This window comes from Microbacterium resistens (assembly GCF_021172025.1).
GTDB lineage: Bacteria > Actinomycetota > Actinomycetes > Actinomycetales > Microbacteriaceae > Microbacterium > Microbacterium resistens.
This window is the reverse complement of sequence record NZ_CP082781.1, coordinates 2,826,318-2,853,013: the sequence shown is the minus strand read 5'-3', so window position 1 is coordinate 2,853,013 and position 26,696 is coordinate 2,826,318. Positions and strand designations below refer to the sequence as shown.

At 70.7% G+C, this 26,696-nt stretch carries 27 protein-coding genes, 1 tRNA gene and 1 pseudogene; 17 read left to right on the top strand and 12 right to left on the bottom strand.

The window, feature by feature from the left end:
• Positions 1-71 precede the first annotated feature (71 nt).
• The 4 genes from K8F61_RS13480 to K8F61_RS13465 are packed head-to-tail and all read left to right on the top strand — an operon-like array spanning position 72 to position 3,791.
• Positions 72-1,139 (top strand): ABC transporter permease, encoded by a 1,068-nt coding sequence (locus K8F61_RS13480; RefSeq protein ID WP_231819489.1) that lies wholly within the window; start codon positions 72-74, stop codon positions 1,137-1,139.
• On the top strand, positions 1,136-2,041 hold the full coding sequence (locus tag K8F61_RS13475; RefSeq protein WP_231819488.1) for an ABC transporter permease: 906 nt from the start codon (positions 1,136-1,138) through the stop codon (positions 2,039-2,041). Before K8F61_RS13480 ends, K8F61_RS13475 begins: the two co-directional genes overlap by 4 nt.
• On the top strand, positions 2,038-2,937 hold the full coding sequence (locus K8F61_RS13470) for an ABC transporter ATP-binding protein (protein WP_231819487.1): 900 nt from the start codon (positions 2,038-2,040) through the stop codon (positions 2,935-2,937). The genes K8F61_RS13475 and K8F61_RS13470 overlap by 4 nt, the downstream gene beginning before the upstream one ends.
• Entirely contained in the window at positions 2,934-3,791 is an 858-nt protein-coding gene (locus K8F61_RS13465; RefSeq protein WP_231819486.1) for an ABC transporter ATP-binding protein, read from the top strand. The genes K8F61_RS13470 and K8F61_RS13465 overlap by 4 nt, the downstream gene beginning before the upstream one ends.
• Positions 3,792-3,812: 21 nt before the next feature.
• Here the strand turns inward: K8F61_RS13465 and K8F61_RS13460 are convergent, their stop codons facing one another.
• A complete protein-coding gene (locus K8F61_RS13460; RefSeq protein ID WP_231819485.1) occupies positions 3,813-4,934 on the bottom strand; it encodes a M24 family metallopeptidase in 1,122 nt (373 codons plus the stop codon).
• A 142-nt stretch (positions 4,935-5,076) separates the two neighbouring features.
• Between K8F61_RS13460 and K8F61_RS13455 the strand changes: the two genes are divergently transcribed.
• The 4 genes and pseudogenes from K8F61_RS13455 to K8F61_RS13445 all read left to right on the top strand — a co-directional run bounded on the left by K8F61_RS13455 (position 5,077) and on the right by K8F61_RS13445 (position 8,023).
• Complete coding sequence (locus K8F61_RS13455; protein ID WP_231819484.1) at positions 5,077-5,877, top strand: hypothetical protein; 801 nt, start codon at positions 5,077-5,079, stop codon at positions 5,875-5,877.
• Positions 5,878-5,884: 7 nt separating this feature from the next.
• Positions 5,885-7,213: pseudogene (locus tag K8F61_RS13450) on the top strand (amidohydrolase); the annotation flags it as partial.
• Entirely contained in the window at positions 7,138-7,494 is a 357-nt protein-coding gene (locus tag K8F61_RS19070; protein ID WP_269456639.1) for an amidohydrolase family protein, read from the top strand. The pseudogene K8F61_RS13450 and the gene K8F61_RS19070, both read left to right, overlap by 76 nt.
• A gap of 94 nt (positions 7,495-7,588) precedes the next feature.
• Entirely contained in the window at positions 7,589-8,023 is a 435-nt protein-coding gene (locus K8F61_RS13445) for an NUDIX hydrolase (protein WP_219085719.1), read from the top strand.
• Between the two features lie 6 nt (positions 8,024-8,029).
• Here K8F61_RS13445 and K8F61_RS13440 read toward each other — a convergent pair whose 3' ends face one another.
• Genes K8F61_RS13440 through K8F61_RS13430 form a run of 3 tightly spaced genes read right to left on the bottom strand, consistent with a single transcriptional unit; the run spans position 8,030 to position 11,289 of the window.
• Positions 8,030-10,201 (bottom strand): MMPL family transporter, encoded by a 2,172-nt coding sequence (locus K8F61_RS13440; RefSeq protein WP_231819483.1) that lies wholly within the window; start codon positions 10,199-10,201, stop codon positions 8,030-8,032.
• Positions 10,202-10,253: 52 nt separating this feature from the next.
• Positions 10,254-10,757, bottom strand: a complete 504-nt coding sequence (locus tag K8F61_RS13435; RefSeq protein ID WP_231819482.1) for an aminoacyl-tRNA deacylase — start codon at positions 10,755-10,757, stop codon at positions 10,254-10,256.
• A gap of 13 nt (positions 10,758-10,770) precedes the next feature.
• Positions 10,771-11,289, bottom strand: coding sequence for a DNA helicase (locus K8F61_RS13430; protein ID WP_231819481.1), 519 nt, complete (start codon positions 11,287-11,289; stop codon positions 10,771-10,773).
• 119 nt (positions 11,290-11,408) lie between these two features.
• On the opposite strand from K8F61_RS13430, the gene K8F61_RS13425 reads away from it, so the two are divergent.
• Positions 11,409-11,966 carry a peptidylprolyl isomerase gene (locus K8F61_RS13425; protein WP_067246857.1) on the top strand — a complete coding sequence of 186 codons (558 nt, stop codon included), beginning with the start codon at positions 11,409-11,411 and terminating at the stop codon, positions 11,964-11,966.
• A gap of 36 nt (positions 11,967-12,002) precedes the next feature.
• Positions 12,003-12,899: a rhomboid family intramembrane serine protease gene (locus K8F61_RS13420; protein ID WP_231819480.1), complete on the top strand. Its 897-nt coding sequence runs from the start codon at positions 12,003-12,005 to the stop codon at positions 12,897-12,899.
• Positions 12,900-13,169: 270 nt separating this feature from the next.
• On the opposite strand, the gene K8F61_RS13415 is transcribed toward K8F61_RS13420, so the two are convergent.
• On the bottom strand, positions 13,170-13,409 hold the full coding sequence (locus K8F61_RS13415; RefSeq protein WP_067246852.1) for a cell division protein CrgA: 240 nt from the start codon (positions 13,407-13,409) through the stop codon (positions 13,170-13,172).
• A 55-nt stretch (positions 13,410-13,464) separates the two neighbouring features.
• On the opposite strand from K8F61_RS13415, the gene K8F61_RS13410 reads away from it, so the two are divergent.
• Both K8F61_RS13410 and K8F61_RS13405 read left to right on the top strand, forming a co-directional pair.
• A complete protein-coding gene (locus tag K8F61_RS13410; RefSeq protein ID WP_231819479.1) occupies positions 13,465-14,256 on the top strand; it encodes a class E sortase in 792 nt (263 codons plus the stop codon).
• A complete protein-coding gene (locus tag K8F61_RS13405) occupies positions 14,256-14,426 on the top strand; it encodes a hypothetical protein (protein ID WP_231819478.1) in 171 nt (56 codons plus the stop codon). Before K8F61_RS13410 ends, K8F61_RS13405 begins: the two co-directional genes overlap by 1 nt.
• A gap of 52 nt (positions 14,427-14,478) precedes the next feature.
• On the opposite strand, the gene pknB is transcribed toward K8F61_RS13405, so the two are convergent.
• From pknB to K8F61_RS13370, 7 genes are all read right to left on the bottom strand, one after another.
• Positions 14,479-16,227: a Stk1 family PASTA domain-containing Ser/Thr kinase gene (pknB, locus tag K8F61_RS13400; RefSeq protein WP_067246846.1), complete on the bottom strand. Its 1,749-nt coding sequence runs from the start codon at positions 16,225-16,227 to the stop codon at positions 14,479-14,481.
• 29 nt (positions 16,228-16,256) lie between these two features.
• Positions 16,257-18,104 carry a serine/threonine-protein kinase gene (locus K8F61_RS13395; RefSeq protein WP_231819477.1) on the bottom strand — a complete coding sequence of 616 codons (1,848 nt, stop codon included), beginning with the start codon at positions 18,102-18,104 and terminating at the stop codon, positions 16,257-16,259.
• On the bottom strand, positions 18,101-19,558 hold the full coding sequence (locus K8F61_RS13390) for a peptidoglycan D,D-transpeptidase FtsI family protein (protein ID WP_231819476.1): 1,458 nt from the start codon (positions 19,556-19,558) through the stop codon (positions 18,101-18,103). The genes K8F61_RS13395 and K8F61_RS13390 overlap by 4 nt, the downstream gene beginning before the upstream one ends.
• Positions 19,559-19,667: 109 nt before the next feature.
• Positions 19,668-21,065: an FtsW/RodA/SpoVE family cell cycle protein gene (locus K8F61_RS13385; protein ID WP_067246840.1), complete on the bottom strand. Its 1,398-nt coding sequence runs from the start codon at positions 21,063-21,065 to the stop codon at positions 19,668-19,670.
• Positions 21,062-22,303, bottom strand: a complete 1,242-nt coding sequence (locus tag K8F61_RS13380) for a PP2C family protein-serine/threonine phosphatase (protein ID WP_067246836.1) — start codon at positions 22,301-22,303, stop codon at positions 21,062-21,064. Before K8F61_RS13380 ends, K8F61_RS13385 begins: the two co-directional genes overlap by 4 nt.
• Before the next feature lie 8 nt (positions 22,304-22,311).
• Positions 22,312-22,860: an FHA domain-containing protein FhaB/FipA gene (locus K8F61_RS13375; protein ID WP_231819475.1), complete on the bottom strand. Its 549-nt coding sequence runs from the start codon at positions 22,858-22,860 to the stop codon at positions 22,312-22,314.
• Positions 22,857-23,570: an FhaA domain-containing protein gene (locus K8F61_RS13370; RefSeq protein WP_067246829.1), complete on the bottom strand. Its 714-nt coding sequence runs from the start codon at positions 23,568-23,570 to the stop codon at positions 22,857-22,859. The genes K8F61_RS13375 and K8F61_RS13370 overlap by 4 nt, the downstream gene beginning before the upstream one ends.
• Before the next feature lie 228 nt (positions 23,571-23,798).
• Here K8F61_RS13370 and K8F61_RS13365 point away from each other — a divergent pair.
• From K8F61_RS13365 to K8F61_RS13345, 5 genes are all read left to right on the top strand, one after another.
• A tRNA-Leu gene (locus tag K8F61_RS13365) sits at positions 23,799-23,885 on the top strand.
• A gap of 193 nt (positions 23,886-24,078) precedes the next feature.
• Positions 24,079-24,870 (top strand): VOC family protein, encoded by a 792-nt coding sequence (locus tag K8F61_RS13360; RefSeq protein ID WP_231819474.1) that lies wholly within the window; start codon positions 24,079-24,081, stop codon positions 24,868-24,870.
• The gene (locus tag K8F61_RS13355; protein WP_231819473.1) at positions 24,863-25,186 is read left to right on the top strand and encodes an SRPBCC family protein; all 324 of its coding nucleotides are present in this window, start codon (positions 24,863-24,865) and stop codon (positions 25,184-25,186) included. The genes K8F61_RS13360 and K8F61_RS13355 overlap by 8 nt, the downstream gene beginning before the upstream one ends.
• A 2-nt stretch (positions 25,187-25,188) precedes the next feature.
• Positions 25,189-25,338, top strand: a complete 150-nt coding sequence (locus tag K8F61_RS13350) for a hypothetical protein (protein ID WP_231819472.1) — start codon at positions 25,189-25,191, stop codon at positions 25,336-25,338.
• A 265-nt stretch (positions 25,339-25,603) separates the two neighbouring features.
• Complete coding sequence (locus tag K8F61_RS13345; protein ID WP_269456626.1) at positions 25,604-26,599, top strand: LCP family protein; 996 nt, start codon at positions 25,604-25,606, stop codon at positions 26,597-26,599.
• The last annotated feature ends 97 nt before the right edge of the window (positions 26,600-26,696 follow it).

Here is a 26,696-nt window from a genome sequence, read left to right as displayed (position 1 = left end):
CCGCGGCGGGGACGCGCCTGTCGTCCCCGCCGCGCCGTCACTTCGCCCGCCCGCCCGACGGAAGTCCCCCCGTGACACAGACCGAAGCCATCGCCACCCGCACGGTGCGGGGAGCGCAGCACACGCTGCTGCGCTTCCTCGCGCGCCGCGCCGTGACGAGCGTGATCCTCCTGTTCGGGATCGTGCTGGTCACCTTCTCCCTCACCGTCGTCGTCCCCGGCGACCCGGTGCGCGCCGCGCTCGGGGAGGGCGCCTCCTCGAACCCCGCCACCGTCGAGGCGTTCCGGGAGAAGTACGGTCTCGACCAGCCGGTGTGGGTGCGGTTCTTCCTCTACGTGGGCAACCTCCTGCGCGGCGATCTCGGCACGTCGATGACCACGGGCCGATCCGTCTCGGAGGACCTGGCGAAGGCCGTTCCCGCGACGGCGGAGGTGGCCTTCTACGCGATCCTCGTCAGCCTGGCGGTCGCGGTGGTGCTCGGGACGCTCGCCGCCTACCGCCGCGGCAAGGTCACCGACCAGGTGGTCCGGGTCGTGACCCTGATCGGCCTCAGCATCCCCACCTTCTGGATGGCGATCCTCACCTATCAGCTGTTCTTCATGAACCTGCACTGGGTGTCCGGCTCGGGGCGCATCTCGCCCACCATCACGCCGCCGCCGCGGATCACCGGGTTCTACACGATCGACTACATCCTCAACGGCGACTCGGTCGGGTTCTTCGATGCGACGAGCCACCTGGCGCTTCCCGTCCTCGTCCTCAGCCTGTTCACGATCGCGACCCTCACCCGGTTCGTCCGGACCTCGGTGCTCGAGGTGCTGGACATGGACTACGCCCGTGCCGCCCGTGCGAAGGGCCTGTCCGGCCGCCGCGTGGTCGTCGGCTACGTCCTGCGCGGCGCCGCCCTCCCGATCCTGACCCTCGTCGGCATCGCCTTCGGAAGCCTCCTGTCGGGAACCGTGCTCGTGGAGGCCGTGTTCGCCTGGCCGGGACTGGGCACCTACGCCTACAACGCGTCGAAGAACCTCGACCTGCTCGCGGTCACCGGCGTCGGTCTCGTCGTCGGGGTCATCTATCTCGTCATCAACCTCGTCGTCGACGTGCTCTACGGCGTCCTGGACCCCCGGGTGAGGCTGTCGTGAACCTCGTCATCCCTGAGACGATCGCGCCGAAGCGCCGCCGGCCGCTGCTCCCGCGCGCCTGGCGCACGCCCCTGGCCCTCGTCGGCACCGTGATCGCGGTGGGCTGGCTGATCGTCGCCGTCCTCGCACCCGTGATCGCGCCGCACGACCCGCTGGCCCAGGACCTCCCCCGGCTGTCGCCGCCCGGTCCGGACGCGCTGATGGGCACCGACACCAACGGTCGCGACGTGTTCTCCCGCCTTCTCACCGGGGCCCAGACCACCATCCCCCTCGCGCTCATGCTCGTCGTCTGCGCCATGGTCGTCGGGACCATCGTCGGCGCCGTCGCCGGCTACCTGGGCGGATGGATCGACGAGGTGCTCATGCGCCTGACCGACATGGTGATGGCGTTCCCGACGGTGATCCTCGCGATGGTGATCGCGGCCTCCCTCGGGCCGTCGATCATGAACGCGGTGATCGCCGGCATCATCGTCGCCTGGCCGCCGTACGCCCGCATCACGCGGTCGCTGGTGCTGGGCCTGCGCACGCAGAACTACGTCGTCGCCGGCCGTCTCCTGGGATCCTCGCCGCTGCGCTCCCTGATCCGCGACGTGCTGCCGAACATCGCCGGTCCCGTCCTCGTGCTCGCCTCGCTCGACCTCGGCACCGCGATCCTGCTGCTGTCGGGCCTCTCCTTCCTGGGCCTGGGCGCCCAGCCGCCGACGCCGGAGTGGGGGACCATGATCGCCGCGGCGATGCAGAACACCTCGGCGTGGTGGCTGGGGCTGTTCCCCGGCCTCGCGATCCTCACGGTCGTGATGGCGTTCAACTTCATCGGGGACTCGCTGCGCGACGCGCTGGACCCGCTCGCCGCGCGGGAGCGCGAGGCCGAGTCTCCGACGGCCGTGGAGGTGAAGGCATGAGCGTGCTCGCGATCCGCGACCTCCGCGTCGAGCTGGGGCAGAGCAGGAAGCACCGCACCGAGGTCGTCCGCGGCATCGACCTGGACCTGGTCGCCGGGCGGGTGCAGGGCCTCGCCGGCGAATCGGGGTCCGGCAAGAGCATGACCGCGATGGCTGTGCTCGGCCTGCTCCCCGCGGGCGGCACCGCATCGGGATCCATCCTTCTCGGCGGAGACACCGAGCTCGTCGGAATGGGCGACCGGGCGTATCGACGGGTCCGCGGGAAGCGGATCGGCATGGTGTTCCAGGATCCGTCCGCGAGCCTGCACCCCCAGATCACGGTGGGCTCCCAGCTCGCCGACGGCATGCGCGCGCATCGCGGGCTCTCGCGCGCCCAGGCGCGTGCGCGTGCGGCAGAGCTGCTCGCGCTCGTCCGCGTGCCGAACCCCGACGAGGCGCTGCAGAAGTACCCGCATCAGTTCTCCGGCGGTCAGCGGCAGCGCATCGCGATCGCGATCGCGCTCGCCTGCGACCCGGAGGTCCTGCTCGCGGACGAGCCCACGACGGCGCTGGACGTCACGGTGCAGGCCGGCATCCTCCACCTGCTGCGCGACCTCGCCACCGAGCGGGACCTCGCGGTGCTGCTCGTCACCCACGATCTGGGGGTGATGAGCGCCGTGGCCGACGACGTCGCGGTGATGCGCGGCGGGCTGATCGTCGAGTCCGGGTCCCGCCGGCAGGTGTTCACGGACCCGCAGCACCCGTACACGCGGGAGCTGCTGGACGCGATGCCCGACGCGCAGGACCCGCTGGTGGACGCCACGGCCGCCGAGCAGAGCGGCCCGCATGGGAACGGCGCGCAGGGGAACGAGGCACCCGCGAACGAGGCACCCGTGAACGAGGAGGAGAAGCGGTGAGCGATCCCCGGTCCCCGGTGCTGCACGTCGGCGATCTCATCGTCGAGTACGGCGGGCGGTCCGCGTTCCGCGCGGTGGACGGCGTCTCGTTCGACATCGCCGCGGGAGAGGTGCTCGCCCTCGTGGGCGAGAGCGGCTGCGGGAAGTCGTCCACGGCGCGCGCCGTCGTGGGGATGGAGCGCCCCCGCGGCGGAGAGGTGCGCTATCGCGGCCGGGCCGTCCCGCCGCTGGGCCTGCGCACCCGGCCGAAGGAGCTCACGGCGATCCAGATGGTGTTCCAGGATCCGAACTCCTCGCTGAACCCGCGGCTGCGGGTCTCGCAGCAGATCGCGGAGGGATCCCGCGCTGCGCGCGCCCGCGGCGCGGCGGTCGAGCCCCCGGCGCACTGGCTCGAGGCTGTGGGGCTGTCGCCGGCGCTGGCCGACCGCTATCCGTACCAGCTCTCCGGGGGTCAGCGCCAGCGGGTCGCGATCGCGCGGGCGCTGGCCGCGCGCCCGGATCTGATCGTCGCCGACGAGCCGATCTCAGCCCTCGACGCCTCGGCGCAGGCGTCGGTCGCGGCGATGATGCGGGAGTTGTGCGTCGCCTCCGGGGCGGCGATGCTCTTCATCTCGCACGACCTCTCGGTGGTGCGGCTGATGGCCGACCGGGTCGCGGTGATGTATCGCGGCCGCATCGTGGAGTCGGGACCGACTGCGACGGTGTGGGCCGATCCGGTGCACCCGTACACCGAGGCGCTGCTGGCGGCGATCCCGCACCCGGACGGCGCCGGGGTGCTGCCCGCCGCCCCGGCGTCGGAGGCGCCCTCCGCGTGGTCCGCGGAGATCCCGGAGGCGCTCGACCGCACCCGCTGACCCGCGCGCTGCGCTCCTCGCTCAGCCTCCGGCGGGGGTGAGCCCGTGCGGGGCGTTGTTCAGGCGCTCGGCGCCGTCGGCGGTCACCACGACGATGTCCTCGATCCGCGCTCCCCACGAGCCCGGGAAGTAGATGCCCGGCTCGATGCTGAACGCCATGCCCTCGCGCAGCACGAGATCGTTCCCGGGGGCGATGTACGGCTCTTCGTGCACCGAGACGCCGATCCCGTGCCCGGTCCGGTGGAGGAACGCCTCGCCGAGCCCCGCCGCGGAGAGCACGTCCCGCGCGGCCGCGTCCACCTCCGCGGCGGTGGCACCCGGGCGCACGGCGTCCACGGCGGCCTGCTGCGCGCTCTGCAGGATCCCGATCCGCTGCGCCGCCTCCGCGGAGGGCATACCCACCGCGTACGTGCGCGTGCTGTCCGAGTTGTAGCCGGACGGCACGGCGCCGCCGATGTCGACCACGACCACCTCGCCGTCCTCGATCACACGGTCCGAGACCTCGTGGTGCGGGTCCGCGCCGTTCGGGCCGGACCCGACGATGACGAACTCGACGGAGCGATGACCGGCCGCGAGGATCGCCGCATGGATGTCCGCGGCGACCTCCCGCTCCGTGCGTCCGGCGCGCAGCAGCCCCGGCACAGCCCGGTGCACCGCATCGATGGCGGATCCGGCACGGCGCAGCTCCTCGATCTCCGCGGCGTCCTTGATCATCCTGCTCTCACGCAGCACCGGTGTGGCGAGCTCCAGTCGGACGCCCAGCGCCTCGCCGATCGGGATCACATGCAGGGCCGGGAGGGCGTCGGACACCCCGACGCGGGCAGGGGACCCGAGCGCAGCGGTGACGAGTGCATAGGGATCCTCGCCGTCCACCCAGTCCGCGATGCGCAGGCCGAGCGTGCCCACGGCGGTCTCCCGGACCTTCGCGAGCTCCATCCGCGGCACGACCACGACCGGGTCGGTTCCCGGGCGCAGAACGAGTGCGGTCAGCCGCTCGATCGTGTCGCCCTCCACCCCGAGGAGGTACTGCAGGTCCGGTCCCGGGCCGACGACGAGTCCGTCCAGTCCGGCGTCCGCGGCCAGCGTGCGGGCGCGGTCGAGACGGGCGGCGTAGACCTCGGCGGCGAAGGGGGATGCGCTCATGTCCCCCACGCTATTGCCCCGCGGTCTCGCCCGGGCCGTGGCGCGCAGCCGATCGTTCCACACGGGTCCCCGGCCGCCGAGCAGGACCAGGCCGACACCGCTAGCATCGAGGGGACCCCGTGCCCCGAAGGAGAGAACGTCGATGAGGATGCGTGCGCTCGTGCCCGGTGCGGTGATCGTTCTCGCGGCGCTCCTCGCCGGCTGCACCGCGACCGCGCCGGCGCCGACGGGATCGCCCTCCGCCGAGGCGTCGGCGCCCTCGCCGCTGCCGAGCGCGACGCCCACCCCCACCCCGACGCCGTCGGAGAAGACCTGGGCGTCGCCGGCGGAATGCGCGGCGCTGCCGCTCTCCCCCGGCGCGGCCTACGACGGCGCCACGCTGGGGGCCTGCGTGGCGATGGCCCTGCGCAGCACGGGCAGCGGACGGGAGACGATCCGCAGCGGGTCGCAGAACGGCGAGGTGCGATTCCGCTACGCCCCGGACTTCGAGATGCAGGGCACGATCGACGACGCCGAGGGCTCGATGGAGGTCACCTACATCGGTGGCCAGATGTGGATCGACCGCGGGACCGGACCGATCGCCGGGGACGTCACCTCCGCCGACCCGGAGGTCATGATCGCCGGGATCGCGGGAGAGCTCACGCGCATCTTCGCGGATCCCGCGGCGACGGTGGACCTGATCGCCGCGAGCCCGGCCTGGACCGTGCAGGAGCCGGCCCCGGTGGAGCTGCCGAACGGGACGACCGTCGACGCCTACCGGATCGTGAGCGACGCCGCCTTCTCCTGGGGCGGTGTCGGCGTGGACGCGTACGAGCTCTGGTATTCGGACGGATGGATCCCGGTCGGAGCGACCGGGACGGTCTCGTTCCTCGGCCTGACCGAGACGGCCACGCAGTACTATCACGACCTCGGCAGCCCGGTCGAGATCACTCCGGTCGGATAGCGTCGCGATGAGCATCCTGTTCACGGGGCGCGTCCGACCGCTCGCCCCCACGGGTCCCGACCTCGCCGAGGCCGTGCTCGTCGACGACGACGGCCGGATCCTCGCGGTCGGCGCGACGGACGCGCTCGCCGCGGCCCACCCGTCGGCGCAGCGGGAACGACTGGACGGGTGGATCATGCCGGGGCTCATCGAGCCGCACGGCCATCCGGGCACGGCAGCGGTGCTGCTGTCGGATCGGGTCGTCGATCTGCGTCCGGTCGTCGTGCCGACGGCCGCGCAGGTGATGGACACCCTTCGCGCTGCGATCTCGCGTGCGGCCGAGTCCTCGGGAAGCGTCTTCGCAAACGGCTGGGATGCGCTGCTGCAACGGGGTCTGCCGGAACCGGGACGCGCCCTCCTCGACGAGATGGCGGGGTCCGTGCCGCTCGTGATCGTGCACAACTCCGGCCACTCGGCCTACTTCAACACCGCGGCCGCGGACGTCGCGGGGATCAGCCGCGACACCCCCGACCCGCCCGGCGCCTCGTTCGGGAGAGACGCGTCCGGGGATCTGTCCGGGGTCGCTCAGGAGGCGCGCGCAGTCGAGATCGTCACGGCACCGCTGCTGTCGGCGGCGCAGGCGGACATCGTCGGGCTGTTGGGCGCGCACGTCGAGGACCTTGCCCGGCGCGGATGCACGACCGTCGCCGACCTGAGCTGGAACCCCGCCCTGAACCCCGCGGTCGAGGCGCTGCGCGCTGCCGGCCGCCTGCCGGTGCGGTTGCGCTGGTACGAGATGTCCCGCCCCGGGGGCGCTCCGCGCGCCCGCGGCGCGGGTGATGCGATGACACGTCAGGTGGGGGTCAAGACCTGGTCGGACGGCTCGCCATGGATCGGAAACATCGCCACGAGCTTCCCCTACCTCGACACGGAGGCGACCCGGGCGCTCGGGCTGGAGCCGGGACATGTCGGGCGGGCGAACTACTCCCCCGACGAGCTGCTCGCCATCGCGGAGCCCTACGCGGCCGCAGGGTGGCAGCTGGCCTGTCACGCCCACGGGGACCTCGCCATCGACCAGACCCTCGACGTGTACGAGGAGCTGATCCGTCGACACGGCAGCGTCGACCACCGGCACCGTCTGGAGCACGTCGGGGCCATGACCCCCGGGCAGTTCCGCCGTGCGGCCGCGCTCGGGGTCACGGTGAGCCTCTTCGTGGATCACATCACGTACTGGGGCGACGTCCTCGTCGACGACCTGTTCGGGCCGGAGCGCGGTGGTGCCTGGGCCGACGCCGGTGCGGCCTTCGCCGCCGGTCACCGGGCGAGCTTCCACAACGACGGCTGGGTCACTCCCACCGAGCCGTTCCACAACATGGCGGTCGCAGAGACGCGCACGAGCCGGACGGGGCGGGTCATGCCCGGAGGGTCCCCGGTCGGCCAGGCCGGCGCCAGTCGCTCGCCGCGCACACCGTCAACGCGGCCTGGCAGCTGTTCAGCGAGAACGAGGTCGGATCGCTGTCGCCGGGCCTCTTCGCCGACCTCATCGTCGTCGATCGTGATCCTCTGGAGGCGACGCCCGACGAGCTCGCCGAGACCGAGGTGCGCGCCACGTACCTGGCCGGACGCCGCGTGGTCTGAGGCCGCGCGGCGAGCGGCCGCCGGATCGTATTCCCGGACCGGCATATTCACGTCCCCGTCGCGGTGCGTCGGTGCGCTGGATAGGGTGAGGCGCGTGGACATGCGCGTCGCCGCCTATGCGGTCATCACCGACGAGGACGAACGCGTGCTCCTCGCCCGCTGGACGGAGGGACGCCGGGCGTCGTGGACGATGCCCGGCGGAGGCCTCGAACCCGGCGAGGATCCCGAGGTCGCCGCGCGCCGCGAGGTCCGCGAGGAGACGGGCTACAAGGTCGTGATCGACGAGCTCCTCGGCATCCACTCCCGGGTGATCCCGGCCGGACAGAGGGTGACGCCCGGTGCGGACGCACCGCTGCACACCCTGCGCATCGTCTACCGCGCGCACATCACCGGCGGCCGGCTGCGCTTCGAGAAGAACGGCACGACGGACATGGCCGGATGGTTCGACCTCTCGGCGATCGGAGGCCTCCCGCGCGTGAAGCTCGTCGACATCGCGCTCGGGATGGCCGGGGTGATGCAGTCGCGCTGAGACCCCTCAGCGCTCGCCGCGGCTCAGACGCGACGGCCACCACACCGCGCGGCCGATGTCGTACCCGAGCGCCGGGACGAGCAGGGAGCGCACCACGAAGGTGTCCAGCAGCACACCGAACGCGACGATGAACGCGAGCTGCACGAGGAACAGGATCGGGATCACCGACAGCGCCGCGAACGTCGCCGCCAGCACGAGACCGGCCGAGGTGATGACCCCGCCCGTGATCGCCAGACCCCGCACGATGCCGTCGCGCGTGCCGTGCGCGAGGGACTCCTCGCGCACGCGGGTCATGAGGAAGATGTTGTAGTCGATCCCCAGCGCGACGAGGAAGACGAACCCGTACAGCGGGACGGCCGGGTCTGCACCGGGGAAGTGGAGCACGTGCGTGAACACCAGCGCGGAGACCCCCAGGGCCGTGCCGAAGGACAGCACCGTCGTGAGGATGAGGAGGATCGGCGCCAAGACGGAGCGCAGGAGCAGCATCAGGATGACGAGGATGACGCCGAGGATGAGCGGGATGATCACCGCCCGATCGTGGATCGAGGCCTCGTTGGTGTCCACCGCGGTCGCGGTCACCCCGCCCACCAGCGCGTGGAAGGGAACGAGATCCGCCCGGATGCCGAGGACGGTGTCCGCGGCGGCCGGGGAGTCGGCCGCGTCCGCGAGCGTCGCCTGAAGGAGGACGCGTCCGTCCACCACGGTCGGCTCCGGCGTCGGGGTCCCCGGCGGGCCGAAGGCCTGGATGCCGTCGGCGGTGACGGGAGCGGACCCGCTCGGCGAGTCCGCGGTCACCACGGCGACCCCCTCGATGCCCTCGCGCGCGAGGAGCAGGTCGGTCGCCTCCTGGAGGTCGTCGGCGTCGACGACGACGGAGGCGGGACTCCCCGATCCGCCCGGGAAGTGTTCGCCGAGCGCCGCCTGACCCTCCCGCGCGTCCGATGCGGACAGGACGAGATCGGACTGCGGGACGCCGTTCGCATCCAGCTGTGTCAGACCGAGCGCGCCGACGGCGAGGACGAGCGTGGTGCCGATCCAGATCAGGCGGGGCCGTCGTGGGATCGCCCGGGCCAGCCGCGACCACAGCCCGCGGCCGGGCATGCCGTTCTCCGCCGCCACGACCTCCGGTTCGAACGCCGGTCGCCGCGGCCAGAAGACGGCCCGGCCGAACACGAACAGGAGCGCGGGCAGGAGGGTGAGCGCGGCGAGCATCGCGAACACGATGCCGATCGCCGCGACGGGGCCGAGGGCGCTGTTGGACTTCAAGTCGCTGAGCAGCAGGCAGAGGAGCCCGGCGATCACGGTGCCGCCGGAGGCCAGGATGGGTTCGACGGCGCCCTTCCACGCCCCGACGATCGCGGCGCCGCGATCCTTCGTCGTGCGCAGCTCCTCGCGGAACCTCGCGACGAAGAGGAGTGCGTAGTCCGTCGCGGCGCCGATGACGAGGATGAAGAGGATGCCCTGCGTCTGTCCGCTGAGAAGGAGCACTCCGGCCTTCGCGAGCCACCACACGACGAGCAGCGCCACGCAGAGGGCGAATAGGCTCGTCGACAGGACGACGACCGGGAGCAGGAGCGATCGGTAGACCAGCACGAGGATGACCAGCACGGCTGCGAACGCCACGAGCAGGAGGAGTCCGTCGATGCCTGCGAAGGCGGCGACGAGGTCGGCGGTGAAGCCCGCGGGCCCGGTGATGTGCACGGTGACGCCCGCGGGCGCCGCGTCACGGAGCTCCGCGCCGAGCTCGCCGACCGTGTCGCCGACGTCGGCATCCTCGAGGATCGGGACGAAGGCCTGCACGGCGCGCCCGTCCTCGGAGGGCAGCGCCGGGGAGACGTCCGGCGAGACCCCCTCCACCTCGGTCGCTTCCGCCAGCGCCTCCTCGATCCCGGCGAGCTGTTCCTCCGTCAGCGACTGCCCGGCGACGAAGACGACGATCGCCGGGATGGCGTCGGAGTCGGTGAACTCGGGCAGGAGCGCGCGGACCTGGGTCGCGTCCGCGGATTCGGGCAGGTACGCCGTGCTGTCGTTCGAGGAGACCTCGTCGACCTTCCCGAACAGCGGGCCGCCGAAGGACGCCGCGGCGAGCCACGCGACGATGAGGAGGGCGGGCAGCGCGCCGCGCACCCACCCCCCGCGTCGTCTCTTACGGCGGCGGGCGGGGGCGGGAGCGGTCATCGGTTCCTCTTCGAGCTCTCTGCGGGTATGACGGCAAGCCCGGCCGCCCGGGTCATTCCGGATCGGAGATGTCCGCGACGGTCGCGTCGTAGGCGTCGATGAGCGCGTCGGCGTCGACGAACAGGCTGTAGCCGTGCGTCCCGGCGCCCATCGCGATCCGGCGTCCGCGGATCGAGGCGTCCGCGAACACCGGCCAGTCGGTCGTGCTGCCGATGGGCACGATCGTCCCGCGCTCGTAGCCGGTCGCCGCCAGCGCGACGTCCGGATCCGGGAGCTTGAGCCGGTTCACGCCCACCACGGCGCGCAGCTTCGGCCACGAGATCTTCCGCCCGCCGGGCACCAGCGCGAACAGGAACGTGTCGTCGGAACGCTTGACGACCAGCGTCTTCACGATGCCGGAGGGCTCTAGGCCGAGCAGCGCCGCGGCCTCCGGGAGGCTGCGTGCGACGGGGCGCTCGCGGATCTCGATGTCGAGCCCGCGCCGCTTCGCGGCGGACCGGACGCGCTCGTGCGGATCGGGCCCGTCGACGGGGTCGACGGACGAGGCCGCGCTCACCCGCGGATCCTGCTCACGCCTCGGGCGTGCTCAGCGGGTCGTCGGCCACCCACAGCTCGTCGTCGGCGCGCAGCGTCTGCCACGCGGCGAACAGCACGCCGATGGCGGCGCCGACGCCGAGGATCACCGCGATGACGGTGCCGACCCCGGCGCCCTTCTTCTTGGGTTCCGGCTCGACGACGCGGGCCACGGCGCGCGCCGCGCGCCCGGTGGCCGCGTGCCGCTTCGCGTTGGCGACGTCCCACGCGGTGAGCGCGTTGCCGATGACGTCACCGACGAAGGGGACGACGCGGTGGTCAACGACGTCGCGAGAGACCTTGACGCCCTTGTCCACCACCGGGACGACGCGGTTGTGGTAGACGTCCTGCACCGTCGGCACGAGCTGCTCCCGACGGAAGTTGTCGAGCTGTCTGCCGGCCTCACGGGCGACCGTGGCCGCCTCGCCGGCGAGGGCCTGCTGGGCCTCCCACAGCTTCGTCGCGTCGCCCTGCAGACGGCGGAGTTCCTTCTTGCGCTTGCGGCTGAGGCCCACGGTGCCCTCCCAATCGAAAAGGGGTTCGGATTCCCCATCTTGCCATGCCTGGCCGGGGATGACAGCGCGAAGTGGCAGAACCCCGGGGAACTCATCGGAAGCTCTGAGACAATGGACCCATGCCTCACGCCACGCACGTCGCGACCCTGCACACGAACCACGGAGACATCGTCGTCAACCTCTTCGGCGACCACGCTCCGCGCACCGTCCAGAACTTCGTCGGCCTCGCCGACGGCAGTGCGGACTGGACTCACCCCGCGACCGGGAAGCCGGGTGAGGGACCCCTCTACAAGGACGTGATCTTCCACCGGATCATCCCCAACTTCATGATCCAGGGCGGCGACCCCCTCGGTCAGGGCGTCGGCGGCCCCGGCTACACGTTCAACGACGAGATCAACGCCGAGCTCGACTTCAACGACCCCTACAAGCTCGCCATGGCGAACGCGGGCCTGCGCCGCAACGCCATCACCGGCGCGGTGGAGGGCACCAACGGCTCGCAGTTCTTCATCACGACGGACCCGACGCCGTGGCTGATGGGCAAGCACACGATCTTCGGCGAGGTCGCCGACGAGGACTCGAAGAAGGTCGTGGACGCGATCGCCGCGGTGCGCACCGGTGCCGGGGACCGTCCGGTGGAGGACGTGGTCCTGCACTCCGTCGACGTCGTCGCCGCCTGAGCACGGCCGACTCCCCGCTTCCGGGCCCGCCCGCCGATGACCACCGCTGACTTCGCGGCGAACCGCGACAACTTCTGCTACCGGCATCCCGACCGGCAGAGCTTCGTGCTGTGTCAGCGATGCCTGCGGACGATCTGCCCCCAGTGCCAGACCCAGGCCGCAGTCGGGGTGATCTGCCCGGAGTGCATGAAGGAGCAGCGCAAGGCCGAGTCGCCCGCGCAGCGGAAGGCGCGTCGCTCCTGGCGGAGCGCGGTGGTGGTCGCGGCCCCCGGAAGCCGTCCGGTGGTGACGTACGCGATCCTCGCGATCACCTCCTTCATCGGACTGCTCCAGCTCATCCCGGGTCTGGGGTCGGCGATCACGGACCAGCTGCTGTTCTGGACGCCGTACCTGTACCCGAACCTCTTCGGCTACCCGTTCGAGCCCTGGCGGCTGCTGACGGCGGCGCTCGTCCATGGCGGCTTCTGGCACCTGGGCCTGAACATGCTCGCGCTGTGGATGATCGGGCAGAGCCTGGAGCCGCTCATCGGACGATGGCGCTACCTGACGCTGTACGTGCTGAGCGCGCTCGGCGGATCGGTGGCCGTGGCGATGATCGCGCCGGGCACTGCGACCGTCGGGGCGTCGGGGGCGGTCTTCGGGCTGATGGCGGCGCTGCTCGTGATCGGGCGTCACTTCGGTGCGAACGTGACGGGGATCCTCGTCATCCTGCTCATCAACCTCGTCATCGGGTTCGTCCCGGGATTCAACGTGGCGTGGCAGGCGCATCTCGGCGGAGCGATCACGGGCGCGCTCATCGGACTGGTCTACGCCGTGCTGCGCCGACCGAAGCAGCGGGTCTGGCAGATCGTCTCGCTGGTCGGGATCGGCGTCGCCCTCCTTCTCGCGGTGGCGTTCCTGCCGCCGCTGATCATGCGCGCGATGGCGGGCTGACCGCCCGGCCCTGAGCGGACGAAGGCCCCGTGTTCCCCGGAACACGGGGCCTTGTCGTCGTGCGCCGGTGATTCCACATGGGGACAACTCCTGTGAATAACACCGGTGTAATTCTCCCCAGGTGGGGATAGATCTGTGGATAACCTTCCGGAAACCCTGTGGAGAGTCCTCCCCACGCTGGGGACAACGTGTGGACAGGCGGCCTCGACCTGTGGATACGACGAAGCCCCCGCCGGCGTGGCGGGGGCTTCGGAGAGCGGTGGGCGCGGATCAGCGCCAGCGTGTGGTCATCAGGAAGCCGATGAGCGCGATGCCCAGCCCGATGAGCAGGTTCCAGGACTGCAGCCCCGGGATCGGGTACTGCATGCCGGTGATGTAGAAGACGAGGATCCAGACCAGACCCAGCAGCATGAAGCCGACCATGACCGGCTTGAACCATGCCGCATTGGGAGCGGCTTCGCCTTCGACCCGCTCCACGGCGGGTTCTTCGCGCTTTTCGGGACGTGCCATGTCGCACAGTCTACCCGTCAGGGGACTCCCAACCGAGGCCGGTAGTATCGCGCCCATGACGCAAGCCGTGGTGGGGGACGTTCCGTTGCGCCGTGACCGTCGTCGCACGAAGCCGCGCCGGCGGGCATCCGTGACCGGCGTGCTGGGCGAGCTCCTGCTGACGGCGGGCGTCGTCGTGCTGCTCTACGTGGCGTGGCAGATGTGGATCGGCGACATCATCATGAGCGCCGCGAACAACGAGAAGGGCCAGGCGATCAGTCAGGAGTGGGCGAAGGAGCCGGCTCCGGAGCCCCCGCCGGTGATCCAGGACCCGGAGACCCCGGACGCGCCCCCCGTGTACGAGCCCCCGCTGCTGGAGGCGCCCGGCGACGGCGAGTACTTCGCGCAGATGATCATCCCCCGCTTCGGCGCGGACTACAACAACCCGATCGCGGGCGGCGTCAGTCGCCCGGTGACCCTCGACAACGGGTGGATCGGCGTGTACCCGCAGTCGAAGATGCCCGGACAGGTCGGGAACTTCTCGGTCGCCGGCCATCGGACGACCTGGGGCAAGCCGCTCAACCAGATCGACAAGCTCCGGCTGAACGATCCGATCGTGATCGAGACGCAGGAGGGCTGGTACACCTACCGGTTCCGGACGCTGGAGTACGTGACGCCGGATCGCGTCGAGGTCCTGCTGGACGTGCCGGAGATGCCCGGCGCGCAGACGGGCGAGCGCTACATCACCCTCACGGCCTGCTCGCCGCTGTACTCGCTCGCCGAGCGCATCATCGCCTACGGGGTGTTCGACAGCTTCCAGCCGCGCGCCGCAGGCGCCCCGGCGTCGCTGACCGAGGGAGGCCTCTGATGTACGGCGCACTGTGGCGGGTCCTCCCCGGCCCCTGGTGGGTGCGGCTGCTGATCCTGTTGATCCTCGTGGCGGCGATCGTCTACGCGCTGTTCTTCTACGTCTTCCCGTGGGTGAGCCCGATCATCTCCCCGCCGGAGGACGTGACGATCCACACGTCCGCGCCGTAGCGCCGGACGCGGCGATCGCACGGATCGTCGTGCGGCGAGGGCTGCGGGCCGGCTACTTGTCCTTGCCGGTGCAGTAGTACAGGACGACCTCGGACTGGACGGGGACGTCGCCCGGTGCGACCGACATGGACCGCACGGTGGCGGGATCCGTCGCGGCGCAGTCCTTGTTCTCCGCCGTCCGCGCCGTGAGCCCCAGGGAGGCCAGCTGCTCCGAGGCGTACTCGAGCGTGCTCCCGGTGAGGTCGTTCAGCGTGACCACGCCGCTCGCGACGACGAGATCGACGACGGTCCCCGGCGCCACCTCGGCGTCGGCGGCGACGGACGCGTCGAGCACCGTCCCGCCCTGGGACTGCGGATCGTTCTGCCGCCGCACGGCGCCCACGCTCAACCCGGCCTTCTGCAGGGCGTCGGTGGCCGCCGCTTGGCTGAGGCCGGTGATCGGCGGCATCTTCACCATCTCGGCGCCGGTCGACACGTACAGGGTCACGGTATGACCCACCTCGATCCGCGATCCCATGCCGGGGTCGCTGCGGATAACGTTGCCCTCGGCCACCTCGGCGCTGGACTCGTTGATGCGTGCCGCCTTGAGCCCCAGGTCCTGCAAGGCGTCCTCGGCCCGCTCGTAGGTCATCCCGGACAGGTCGGTGACCTCCCGCGTGCTCGAGGGCAGCTCTCCCGCCGGGCGCATCGCGACGACCCAGATGAGGACGGAGGCGAGCAGGACGGCGAGCAGGGCGACGCCGGCCCAGATCCAGGCGACCGGCGGCCCGGATTGGGTCCGGGCCATGGTCGTGTCCGTGCTGAGCTGGCGCAGGGTGCGCGCCGTCTCGGCCGCCTGGCGGGGGCTCGGGCCGTAGAGCTCGCTGGTGAGCTCCCCCATCTGCTTCCTCGCCTGCTTCTTCGTCGGCACCGATCCCGTGGTGGCGGCGCGCAGGGAGTCGCGGAACGCGCTGGCGTCGGGGAAGCGCTGGAACGGATCCTTCGCGAGCGCACGCAGGACGACGGGGTCCAGCGCGTGCCGTTCGGCCTCGTCCGGCGCGTCCTCGTGCAGCTCGCTCGGCGGAACCGGCGCCTCGCTCACATGCTGGTAGGCGACGGCCACGGGCGAGTCGCCGCGGAACGGCTGGCGGCCGGCGAGCATCTCGTAGAGCACGACGCCGGTCGAGTAGATGTCGGTGCGGGCGTCGACCTGCTCGCCCTTCGCCTGCTCCGGCGAGAAGTAGGCGGCGGTGCCGATGATCTGGGTCGTCTGCGCGACGGTGGACGAGGAGTCGGAGACCGCGCGGGCGATCCCGAAGTCCATCACCTTCACCGCCCCGGACGGGGTGACCATGACGTTGCCGGGCTTGATGTCGCGGTGCACGACACCGGCCCGGTGCGAGTACTCGAGAGCCTCCAGGATGCCGTCCGCATAGCGCACGGCGTCGGCCACGGAGACGGGCCCGCGCTGCAGGACGTCCTTGAGCAGCTCGCCTTCGACGAGCTCCATGACGATGAACGGAACCGGCTCGGACGGGGATCCCCCGGCTTCGGCGGACGGGTCCTCCCCCGCGTCGAACACCCGGACGATCGAGGGGTGCGCCATCCGCGACGCCGCCTGCGCCTCCATGCGGAAGCGGGTGCGGAACGCCGTGTCGCGCGCGAGCTCCCGGTCGAGGATCTTGATCGCGACGGGTCGGCCGAGCGTCAGGTCCTCTCCCCGGTGCACCTGCGCCATGCCGCCCTGGCCGATCACCTCATCGACCCGATAGCGCCCGGCGATCACGCGCGACTGCGTGGACAACGACCGACTCCCCTCCATGTGAACGACCTGTCGAGCTCCCTCGACGCCTAGCGGCCCTTTCCTGCGAGGACCGGGACCTGCCGGACTTCGGCGCGCTCCTTCTCGGTCCCGTCGCTTCCGGTGGCCGCGTCGCCCCCGGCGTTGTTGCCGCCCGGGGTCTCGGTGGGAACGGGGGTCGGGGTGGAACCGCCCGTGATCGTCACCGACATCTGCGGCGACGCGCCGGTCTCGCGCTGCTCACCGCTCTCGCTCGTGCAGATCGCGGTATAGCTGGCCGTGAGCTGCTGGCCGGCGATGCTCGTGACCTTGATCGTCGCCTGGGTCTCCGTGCCGAACGTGCGCGTCGTCGAGCCGTCCTCGAACGTTGCGCCGCCCAGGACCACGTTGTACCCGCTGACGGTCCCGGTGCCGCTCGGGCACACGTAGGCGTCCCAGGACAGCGTGACGTTCTTGCCGGACTCCGGCTCTCCGTCGACCGACGGCGGGGTGGACGGGGAGCCGACCGACACCCGGTCGCCGTACACGACCAGCGACAGCAGCGTGCCCGGGTTCACCGACCCGGTCGGCTCGACGCGCGCCACGCGGCCGACCTGGTCGTCGGAGGGGGCCGGGTCGCCGGTCGTGCAGTTGGCATCCAGGCCCGCGTTACGCGCGGCGGCGGTGGCCTCGTCGCAGGTCATGCCGACCAGTCCCAGGTCGTTCACGTTGACGCGGTTCTGGGTCGGCTGAGGGCTGGGCGTCGACGGCTTGGGCGACGGCTTCGGCGAGGCCGGGGCCGAGGTGCTGTGGGACGGCTCCGGCGACGGGCTCTGGTTGAACATCAGCGCCCACACGGTGCCGCCGAGCACGAGCAGGAGGAGGATGATCAGCACGATGAGCGGCGTCGTCCAGGCGCTGCGCTTCTTCTTGGGCGCGGCCTCCTCTTCGGCCGCCGCACCCGTCGGCAGCTGCGCCGTGGTCGGCAGGATCCGGGTCGCCCCCTCGGTGGCGCCGGTGCCCAGCAGGGTCGTCGCCGCGTCGTTGCCGGCGGCGGCGCCCGCGGCGATGGCGGGGACGGCGATCGCCGCGGAGTTCAGATCGCCGCGGCGAAGGGCCTGGGCGGCGCGTGCGACGGTCGCCGCGGAGGACGGCCGGTCCGCCGGCTTCTTCGCGATCATCGCCATGACGAGGTTCTGCACCGGGACCGGCACGGTCGAAGGCAGCGGCGGCGGCTGCTCGTTGATCTGCGCCATCGCGATGGCCACCTGCGACTCCCCGGTGAACGGGCGCTTGCCCGCCAGGCACTCGTACGCGACGATGCCGAGGGAGTAGATGTCCGTCGCGGGGGACGCGGGGTGGCCGGACGCCTGCTCCGGCGAGAGGTACTGCACGGTGCCCATGACCTGACCGGTCGCGGTCAGCGGGACCTGGTCGGCGATGCGGGCGATGCCGAAGTCGGTGATCTTGACGCGGCCGTCGGGCGTGATCAGCAGGTTGCCGGGCTTGATGTCGCGGTGCACCAGCCCCGCGGCGTGTGCGGCCTGGAGCGCGGAGGCGGTCTGGGCGACGATGTCGAGCGTCTTGTCGGCGCTCAGCGTCCCCTCGCGCTCGATGATCGTCGACAGCGCCTCGCCGGGCACGAGCTCCATCACCAGGTACGCGGAGCCGTTCTCCTCGCCGTAGTCGAAGACGCTCGCGATACCCTCGTGGTTGACGAGCGCGGCGTGCCGCGCCTCGGCGCGGAACCGCTCGAGGAACCCGGGGTCCCCCATGTACTCGTCCTTGAGGATCTTGATCGCGACCGTCCGCCCGATGACGTGATCGGTCGCCTCCCACACCTCGCCCATGCCGCCGATAGCGATCCGCGACTGCAGCTCGTAGCGACCACCGAACGACACACCCTGCGTCGGCCTCATCTGTTCAGCACCGCCTCTATGACCTTCTTCGCAATCGGTGACGCGATCCCGTCACCGGATCCGTCCTGACCCTGCCCGCCGCCATCCTCGACGACCACCGCGACCGCGACCTGCGGGTTCTCCGCCGGAGCGAAGCCGGTGAACCAGAGGGTGTACGGATCGGTGTCGCCGTTCTCGGCCGTTCCCGTCTTCCCGGCCACGTCGACTCCGTCTATTCTTGCACCCGTCGCGGCGCCGCCCTGGACCCCCGCGACCAGCACGTCGGTGATCGCGTCGGCCTCCTCAGCGGTCAGCGCGCGCCCCAGCTCCGAGTCCTCGAACGACTTCTGCACGGACAGGTCGTCGCCCAGGATGCTGTCGACCATCCGCGGCTTCATGACGATCCCGTCATTGGCGATCCCGGCCGACACCATCGCCATCTGCAGCGGGGTGGCCCGGACGTCGCCCTGGCCGAAGCCCGTAAGGGCCGTCTGGTCGTCGCTGAGGCCCGAGGGGTAGGTGGACGGCGTGGACTCGAGCGGGGTCTGGAAGCTCTGGTTGAAGCCGAACTTCTCCGCCATCTGCTTAATCGCGTCGTCGCCGAGCGCGGCGGCGAGCTCCGCCATCGGGATGTTGCAGCTGAGGCGCAGCGCCTCGGCGATCGTGACCTCGTTGCCGCCGCCGCACGCGCCGCCCCACGCGTTGTGCACGGCCGTCGTGGTCCCGGGGAGGACGTAGGAGGCGGGGTTCGGGAGGGTCGACTGCAGCGTGTACTTCCCGGAGGCGAGCGCCGCCGCGGCCGTCACGATCTTGAACGTGGATCCCGGGGGGTTGAGGTTCCCGCCGAGCCCGCGGTTGAACAGCGGGTCGCCCGGGTCGTCCTCGAGCTGCTGATACGTGTCCTGAGCGGTGTCCGGGTCGTGCACGGCCAGGGCGTTCGTGTCGTAGCCCGGCGTGGAGACCATGGCGAGGACGCGCCCCGTCTTCGGCTCCATCGCCACGATCGCGCCCTGATAGCCGTCCAGCGCGTCGTAGGCGGCCTGCTGGATCGCCGGATCCAGGCTCAGCACCACGTTCGCCCCGCGCTGGGGCTGTCCGGAGATGATCCGCTCGATGGTGGAGAAGAACTGGGTGCCACCGGTGCCGGACAGCTCGCTGTTCATCGCCCGCTCGATCCCGGTGGCACTGCCCAGTGCCGGGTTGTAGAACCCGGTCACCGCAGCCCACAGGTGCGGATCCGCGTAGACCCGCTGGAAGGAGTAGACGTCGTCGGACGGCGTCGACGAGGCGATCTGCGCTCCGCCGGCCAGGATCGACCCCCGCTGGACCTCGTAGCTGTCCAGCAGGGTGCGCCGATTGAACTCGTTCTGCGCCAGGTCGTCGGCCTGGACCACCTGGATCCAGCTCGCCGCGGCGAACAGCGAGAAGAACATCAGCAGCACGAGGAAGCTGATCCGTCTCAGTTCTTTGGTCATACGGCACCGCCTCGGGCGTGACGGCGTTTCGTCTCGGTGCTTCGCTCCTCGCTCAACGACCGGTCGTTGAGCGAGCGGAGCGAGACGAAACGCGTGGAGATCAGGGTGGTCATCCGATCACCACCCGGGGCTGTCGACGGACGCGATCCGAGATGCGCAGCAGCAGCGCCACGATGAGCCAGTTCGCGACCAGCGAGGATCCGCCCGCGGCGAGGAACGGGGTCGTCAGACCGGTCAGCGGGATGACCCGCGTGACTCCGCCGACCATGATGAACACCTGCAGCGCGATCGTGAACGACAATCCGGTCGCGAGGAGCTTGCCGAAGTCGTCCTGCCCGGCCAGCCCGATGCGAAGGCCGCGGCTCACGAAGACCATGTAGAGGCACAGGATCGCGAACAGCCCGATGAGGCCCAGCTCCTCGCCCAGGCTGGGGATGATGTAGTCGCTCTCGGCGAGCGGGGTCAGGTGGGGGCGGCCCTGGCCGAGTCCCGTGCCGATGAGGCCGCCGTGCGCGAGCCCGAAGATGCCCTGGACGAGCTGGTAACTGCCGCCGTCCGCCTCGATGAGCTCCGGATTGAAGGCGTCGAGCCAGTTGTGGAAGCGGCCCTGCACGTAGCTGAGGATCTGCGTCGCCGCGGCGACGCCGGCGGCGACCATCGCGAGCCCGATCAGGACCCAGCTCGTCTTCCCGGTCGCGACGTACAGCATGACGATGAACATGCCGAAGATGAGCACGCCGGTGCCGAGGTCGCGCTGCGAGACGATGATGCCGAGGGACAGCAGCCACACCACGATGACGGGGCCGAGCTCGCGCATGCGCGGCCACGTGAACCCGAGGAACCGCTTGCCGACCGAGGACAGGCTCTCGCGCGTGCGGACCAGGTACCCGGCGAAGAAGATCGCGAGGAAGATCTTCGCCATCTCACCGGGCTGGAAGGCGAAGATGCCGCCGATCGACACCCACACGTCGGCGTTCGCGCCGGTGTCGCCGAGACCGGGGACGAACGGCAGCAGGAGCAGGAGGATTCCCGCGAGACCGGAGAGGTAGGTGAAGCGGTACAGGACCCGGTAGTTGCGCAGGGCGATGACGAGGGCGATCGCCCCGGCCATCGAGATCGCGGTCCAGGCGAGCTGCTTGGTGGAGTAGGCCGCCCAGCCGGTGTTGTGCTGGGCGATGTCGATCCGGTAGATCATCGCGATCCCGAGCCCCGTCAGCAGGGTGGCGATGGGGAGCACGAACGGGTCGGCGTCGCTCGCGACGAACCGCAGCACGATGTGCAGGGCGAACACAAGGATCGCCAGTCCTCCGCTGATCAGCAGGATCATGGGGTCGATCGTGCCGAGCGCGCCGAGCTGGACGAGAGCGATCGCGCAGCCGGAGATGAGGACGGAGAACAGCAGTAGCCAGAACTCGCGGTTGCGCTGGGTCTGGGGCCCGCGGATCTTGCGCAGCGCGCGCAGCACGCTGGTGTCGGCGGAGACCTCGGGGGCGGTGTCGGCGGTCACTTCGTCCCTCCTTCCGCGGAGTCGCGAAGACGCTCGACGATCGACTGGGCGTCCTCGAGCGAGCGTGCGGTCACCGTCTCGGTCACCCGGGAGCGGTCGAACTGCGGCAGATCCCTCAGCTTGATCCCGGTGTCCTCGTAGACGCTGGAGAGGGAGATCGGGCCGATGTCCTGCTGGATGCCGCGGAAGATCACCACGGTGTCCTCGTCGGCGCCCACGAAGAACCGGGTCTGCGTCCAGCTGTAGCCGCCGAACAGCGCCGCGGCCAGCAGGACGATGATCGCCGCGGCCCCCGCGATCCAGCCGATCCGGCGACGGTGCGCGCGGCGGCGGTCCTCCTCGATCAGCTCTTCCAGGTACTCGGCGGCGGGCTCGAAGTGCGTCGGCTCGTTCGCCGCCTGCCGGACCGGGTGCAGCCAGCTCGGGCGGGCTGGGCGCGCCGCCGGGACGACGACGCCCTGCGGGTTGGAGGCCGAGCCCACGATGGTCGGGGCCCCGGAGAGCACCGGGTGCTGGCCGCCGACATCCACGATCACGATGGTGACGTTGTCCGGGGCGCCGCCGTCGAGGGCCTGCTTGAGCAGGTTGTCGGCTGTGCGGCCCGGGGCCATCCCCAGCTTGAGGGCCTTGGTGATGTGCGCCTCGTCGACCACGCCGGACAGGCCGTCGGAGCACAGCAGCCAGCGGTCGCCGGGCTGCGTGGCCATGACGATGAGGTCCAGCTCCGGATCCGCGTCCATGTCGCTGAGCACGCGCATCAGCACGGAGCGGCGGGGATGGAACCGCGCCTCCTCGGGAGTGATCCGGCCGGAGTCGACGAGACGCTGGACGAACGTGTGGTCCGCGGTGATCTGGGTCAGCACGCCGTCGCGGAAGAGGTAGATCCGGGAGTCGCCGATGTGCCCGATGACGGCGTAGTCGTCGACCATGATGATCGCGCTGAGTGTGGTGCCGAGGCCGGCGAGCTCCGGGCGGTCCTTCGCGGCGCGGATCAGGTCGCCGGCGGCCGTCGTCGCGGCGGCCTGCAGCGCGGCTTCGGCGTCCATGGTCGCCGAGTAGGCCTGGTCCAGGTTCTCCAGGCGCTGGATCGCGATGCTCGACGCGACGTCGCCGCCCGCGTGCCCGCCCATCCCGTCGGCGACGACGAAGAGGTTGGCCCCGGCGTAGCCGGAGTCCTGGTTGTTGGAGCGGACCTTCCCGGTGTGGGAGATCGCGGCGCTCGAACCCTCGAAGACCATGACGGCGGTTACGCTCGCAGCTCGAACGTCGTGGCGCCGACCTTGATCGGCGTGCCGATGGTGACGGCGACGGGCGCGCCGACGCGCTCGCCGCCGAGGTAGGTGCCGTTGGTCGAGTCGAGGTCCTGGATCATCCAGTTCTCCCCCCACAGCAGCAGGCGCGCGTGGTGGCTGGACGTGTAGTCGTCGCGGATCACGAGACCGGACTCGCTGGAGCGGCCGATCGTCATGGGCTCGCGGCCCAGCGGGAGCTCCAGGCCGGCTTTCGGTCCCGAGGTGATCACGAGGGTGGAGACCGTGGAGGTCGTCGCCGGGCCGCCGGTCTTGCTGGAGCGCGCGGCGCGCGGCTTCTCGACGGGCGCCGTCGCGGCGTCCGGGGAGGAGCCCTGCGGCGGGCGGACGGTCGCGGGGGCCGCCTGCGCGTCGGGCATCTTGCGCACGCGCACGCCGAACAGGTCGGCGCGCAGCGAGTAGACGACGGCGAAGACGAAGAACCACAGCAGCACCAGGAAGCCGATGCGCAGAAGAAGGAGTGTCAGCTCGCTGGGATTGCTCACGGCGTCGCTCCGAACATGCGGGCGCCGGCGTCGCCGCCGCGGCGGGAGGACACGGGCACGACGCGGAAGGTCAGATCGGTGCGGCCGATCGTGATGACCGCGTCCGACGACAGCACGCCCTCGCGCACCTTCTGGCCGTCGAGCTTGGTGCCGTTGGTGGATCCGAGGTCGCGGAGCATCGCGCGCTCGCCGTCCCAGAGGATCTCGGCGTGCTTGCGGCTGGAGCCGGCGTCGGCGATCGTGACGTCCGCGTCGCTGCCGCGGCCGATCACGGTGCGGGCGCGGGAGATCGTGTGCCGCTGCCCGCCGACGTCGAGCACCGCCTGCCAGGTGACGCGCTCGTCGGCGGCGCCGGAGACGACCTGCACCGTCCCGGTGGCGACCTTGTCGTCGGCTTCGAGCGAGATGGAGAGCGGGCCGGCGAAGCTGTAGCCCTGGTCGCGCGCGTGCTTCGACAGCAGCGCGTGGAGCTCGTCGGTGAGCGCGCCGCCGAGACCGTGCATGGCGGCGGCGTCCTCGTCGCTGAGACGGACGACGAAGGTGCTGGGGGCGATGATCCGGTCCCGGCTCACCACGGCAGCCTTCGTGTCGACCTCCCGGCGCAGGGCCGAGGCGATCTCCACGGGCTGGATGCCGCTGCGAAAGGTCTTCGCGAACGCGCTGTTGACCGCGCGCTCCAGACCCTTCTCAAAGCTGTCTAGTAGTCCCACTGGGCTCCCAAGGCTCACCGATAGGTACGGCCATCGTAGCCACACGCCCTGAATGATCCCCGGGACGCCGGATCTCGGGCGATGGCGCGCGACCAGGGATTCCCGTGGGATCGCCTCCGACCCGACGTTCGGCGGCACGCGAACGCCCGCCGTCCGGGGGCCGGTGCGGTTTCGAGCACGCCCCGGGCTCGTGTTATCCTCGGGAGGTTGGTTCCTCGGAGCCGACATGCGCGAGTGGCGGAATAGGTAGACGCGCTGGCTTCAGGTGCCAGTGCCGGCAACGGCGTGGGGGTTCAAGTCCCCCCTCGCGCACCACACGGTGTGGCTCAGGAAAGCGGCCCGGGTTCGATCAGAACCCCGGGCCGTTTGTCTTTTCCATGGCGGTGTCCTGGTCGATCTCGGGTACGCGGCACGGGGCCCTGCGCTTCGCGGCGCCTGATCGAGACACGAGCGCGTTCGCCATGTGAAATACTGAAATTTCACACGTTCACGAACGCGGAGGAAGCTCATGGCTGTACGCACCGAGATCTGGCCCAACGGCACGCCGAACTGGGTCGATCTGTCCACTCGGGACCTGTCGGGGACCGTCCTCTTCTACACCGCTCTGTTCGGCTGGGAGTTCGCCAGCGCCGGCGAGGGTGCCGGCGGCTACCTCCTCGCCGTGAAGGAGGGTCGTCATGTCGCGGGCATCGGCCCGGCACAGGACGAGCGCCAGCCCACGGTCTGGACGACCTATCTCGCTCACGACGACGTCGAGAGCCTAGTGCCGAGGATCGAGAAGGCAGGTGGGACGATCCTCTTGCCTCCGATGGACGTGCTGAGCGCGGGGCGCATGCTGATCGCTGCGGGATCCGACGGGGCGGTCTTCGGCGTCTGGCAGGCGAAGGAGCACATCGGCGCCGAGCGGGTGAACGAGCACGGCGCGCTCGCGTGGAACGAGGTGCAGACCCGCGATCTCGCCGCCACGAAGACGTTCCTCTCGGACGTGTTCGGGCACACCTTCGAGGACATAGCGTCCGACGGATTCGACTACATCACCTTCGCCGCGGGGGCGGGCCCGGTCGGCGGCGTCCAGGTAATGGACGAACGCATGCCGAAGGACGCCCCGAACCATTGGCTGACGTGGTTCGCCTCTGACGATGTGGACTCCGCAGCCGAGACTGCGGTCGTGTACGGCGGGTCGGTCCTCGTCGGCCCGCTCGACTCCCCCGTCGGGCGGATGGCGGTGCTCGCCGGCACCCAGGGCGAGACCTTCGGCGTGATCACGGTCACGGGATCCGGGGACGCCGCCGGTGCCTGAGGGCTGGAGCGTCTCCACCAGCATCGGCATCGACGCCGCGCCCGCCGCCGTGTGGGGAGTGCTCACGGACCTTGACCGTGCGCCGACCGTGCTGAACGGGATCCTCTCGCTGGAGCGGATCGGTGGCCCCGAGGGATACGCCGTCGGGACCCGCTGGCGCGAGACCCGACGGCTCTTCGGGAAGACCGCCGCCGAGGAGATGGAGGTCGCCGAGATCGATCCGCCGTACTGCACGCGCGTCATCGCCTCCAGTCACGGCGCCGACTACGTCAGCATCTTTCACCTCGACCCCGCCGCCGACGGGGCACCCGTCTGACGATGGACTTCGCCGCCACTCCCGTGGCCGGAGCCTCGCGCTTCTCCCGGATGATGCAGACCCTCCTGGGTCCGCTGGGGATCTCCGCGACCCGCTCGGCGATGCGGAAGGACCTCGAGGACATCAAGCGGGCCGCAGAGCATGTGCCCTGACCGCCCTGCCTCCTGACAGTCTCTACGCCCAAGAAACTCTAGATCCGAACTAACTCACATGGATTCTCGACAGTCACACCATCTCCCGGCGAGTGCGCTTCGACGGGAAGCGCGTCGTGTGCGTCGGCGTCGTCGTCGGGTGTTGTTGGTCGTGGTGCCGTTGGTGGTGGCGTTGGTGGCGGTGGGTGGTTTCGCGGTGGCGATGGTGGTGCGGGTGTCGGGGAATATCGCGGCGAATGTGGTGGCGCGTCCGGGGGGTGAGGGGGTGGTGGTCCCGGATTGGGAGGGGCCGATCGATCTGCTCATCATCGGGTCCGACGGGCGGGACGGGCTGACCAGCGGGTCGTACGGGGATGACGACATCGCGGGGGATCGGTCGGACACGCTGATGCTGTTGCACGTGAACGCGGCGCATACGGATGCGACGTTGGTGAGTCTGCCGCGGGACACGATGGTGCCGTTCCCGGAGTGCACCACGGCGGACGGGGACGTGGAGCCGGCGGTGGAGGTCGCGCAGATCAACAGTGCGTTCGATACCGGCCCGTACTGCACCCTGGACGTGGTGCGGGAGCTGACCGGGATCGATGTAGATCATTTCGTGGTGGTGAACTTCGACGGGTTCATCGATATCACCAACGCGGTCGGCGGGGTCGAGGTGTGTCTGGCGGAGGATGTGGATGACCCGGACTCGCAGCTGCACTTGGCGGCGGGGTCGCACACGATCCAGGGGGAGCAGGCGTTGGCGTTCGTGCGGACCCGGTACGGGATCGGTGACGGCAGCGACCTGGGTCGTATCCATACGCAGCAGACGTATCTGTCGGCGTTGGCGCGGAAGGTGAAGAGCGCGCAGACGTTGACGAACCCGGTGGCGTTGTTCTCTCTTGCCGACGCCGCGAGCCGGTCGTTGCGGGTCGATGAGGCCCTCGCGGATCCGGGGGTCCTCGCCGGGCTCGCCGGGGCCCTGTCCGGGGTGGATCTCGCCCGGATGGTGCTCGTGCAGCTTCCCGTGCAGGAATACCCCGACGACCCGAACCGGGTCGAGCCCGTCCCCGACCAGACCGAGGCCCTCTTCGCCGCCCTCCGCGACGACCTGCCCATCACCCTCGCCGGAACCAACGACACCGACGACACCGACACCGGAGACACCGACACCGGTGAGGAGACCGGCGAGGACACACCCGCCGACGCCGAGCACACCACCGCGGTACCCGTCGACGCCCACGGCCAGACCGCCGCCGACACCACCTGCGCCGGACGATGAGCGCCCGGAATGGTACCGCGGTGCGAGAGAGAGTTTCGAGCTACGGACTGATTCGCCGGGGCGCTGATTCCGAGATCGTTGAGTTGTCGGGGAAAAC

What these genes read in the sequence shown, in the direction of transcription:
- K8F61_RS13470 (WP_231819487.1), top strand. Translation starts at nt 2,038, where the DNA reads ATGAGCGTGCTCGCGATCCGCGACCTCCGCGTCGAGCTGGGGCAGAGC.
- K8F61_RS13460 (WP_231819485.1), bottom strand. Translation starts at nt 4,934, where the DNA reads ATGAGCGCATCCCCCTTCGCCGCCGAGGTCTACGCCGCCCGTCTCGAC.
- K8F61_RS13455 (WP_231819484.1), top strand. Translation starts at nt 5,077, where the DNA reads ATGAGGATGCGTGCGCTCGTGCCCGGTGCGGTGATCGTTCTCGCGGCG.
- K8F61_RS13440 (WP_231819483.1), bottom strand. Translation starts at nt 10,201, where the DNA reads ATGACCGCTCCCGCCCCCGCCCGCCGCCGTAAGAGACGACGCGGGGGG.
- K8F61_RS13425 (WP_067246857.1), top strand. Translation starts at nt 11,409, where the DNA reads ATGCCTCACGCCACGCACGTCGCGACCCTGCACACGAACCACGGAGAC.
- K8F61_RS13420 (WP_231819480.1), top strand. Translation starts at nt 12,003, where the DNA reads ATGACCACCGCTGACTTCGCGGCGAACCGCGACAACTTCTGCTACCGG.
- K8F61_RS13415 (WP_067246852.1), bottom strand. Translation starts at nt 13,409, where the DNA reads ATGGCACGTCCCGAAAAGCGCGAAGAACCCGCCGTGGAGCGGGTCGAA.
- K8F61_RS13410 (WP_231819479.1), top strand. Translation starts at nt 13,465, where the DNA reads ATGACGCAAGCCGTGGTGGGGGACGTTCCGTTGCGCCGTGACCGTCGT.
- K8F61_RS13405 (WP_231819478.1), top strand. Translation starts at nt 14,256, where the DNA reads ATGTACGGCGCACTGTGGCGGGTCCTCCCCGGCCCCTGGTGGGTGCGG.
- pknB (WP_067246846.1), bottom strand. Translation starts at nt 16,227, where the DNA reads ATGGAGGGGAGTCGGTCGTTGTCCACGCAGTCGCGCGTGATCGCCGGG.
- K8F61_RS13395 (WP_231819477.1), bottom strand. Translation starts at nt 18,104, where the DNA reads ATGAGGCCGACGCAGGGTGTGTCGTTCGGTGGTCGCTACGAGCTGCAG.
- K8F61_RS13390 (WP_231819476.1), bottom strand. Translation starts at nt 19,558, where the DNA reads ATGACCAAAGAACTGAGACGGATCAGCTTCCTCGTGCTGCTGATGTTC.
- K8F61_RS13380 (WP_067246836.1), bottom strand. Translation starts at nt 22,303, where the DNA reads ATGGTCTTCGAGGGTTCGAGCGCCGCGATCTCCCACACCGGGAAGGTC.
- K8F61_RS13360 (WP_231819474.1), top strand. Translation starts at nt 24,079, where the DNA reads ATGGCTGTACGCACCGAGATCTGGCCCAACGGCACGCCGAACTGGGTC.
- K8F61_RS13350 (WP_231819472.1), top strand. Translation starts at nt 25,189, where the DNA reads ATGGACTTCGCCGCCACTCCCGTGGCCGGAGCCTCGCGCTTCTCCCGG.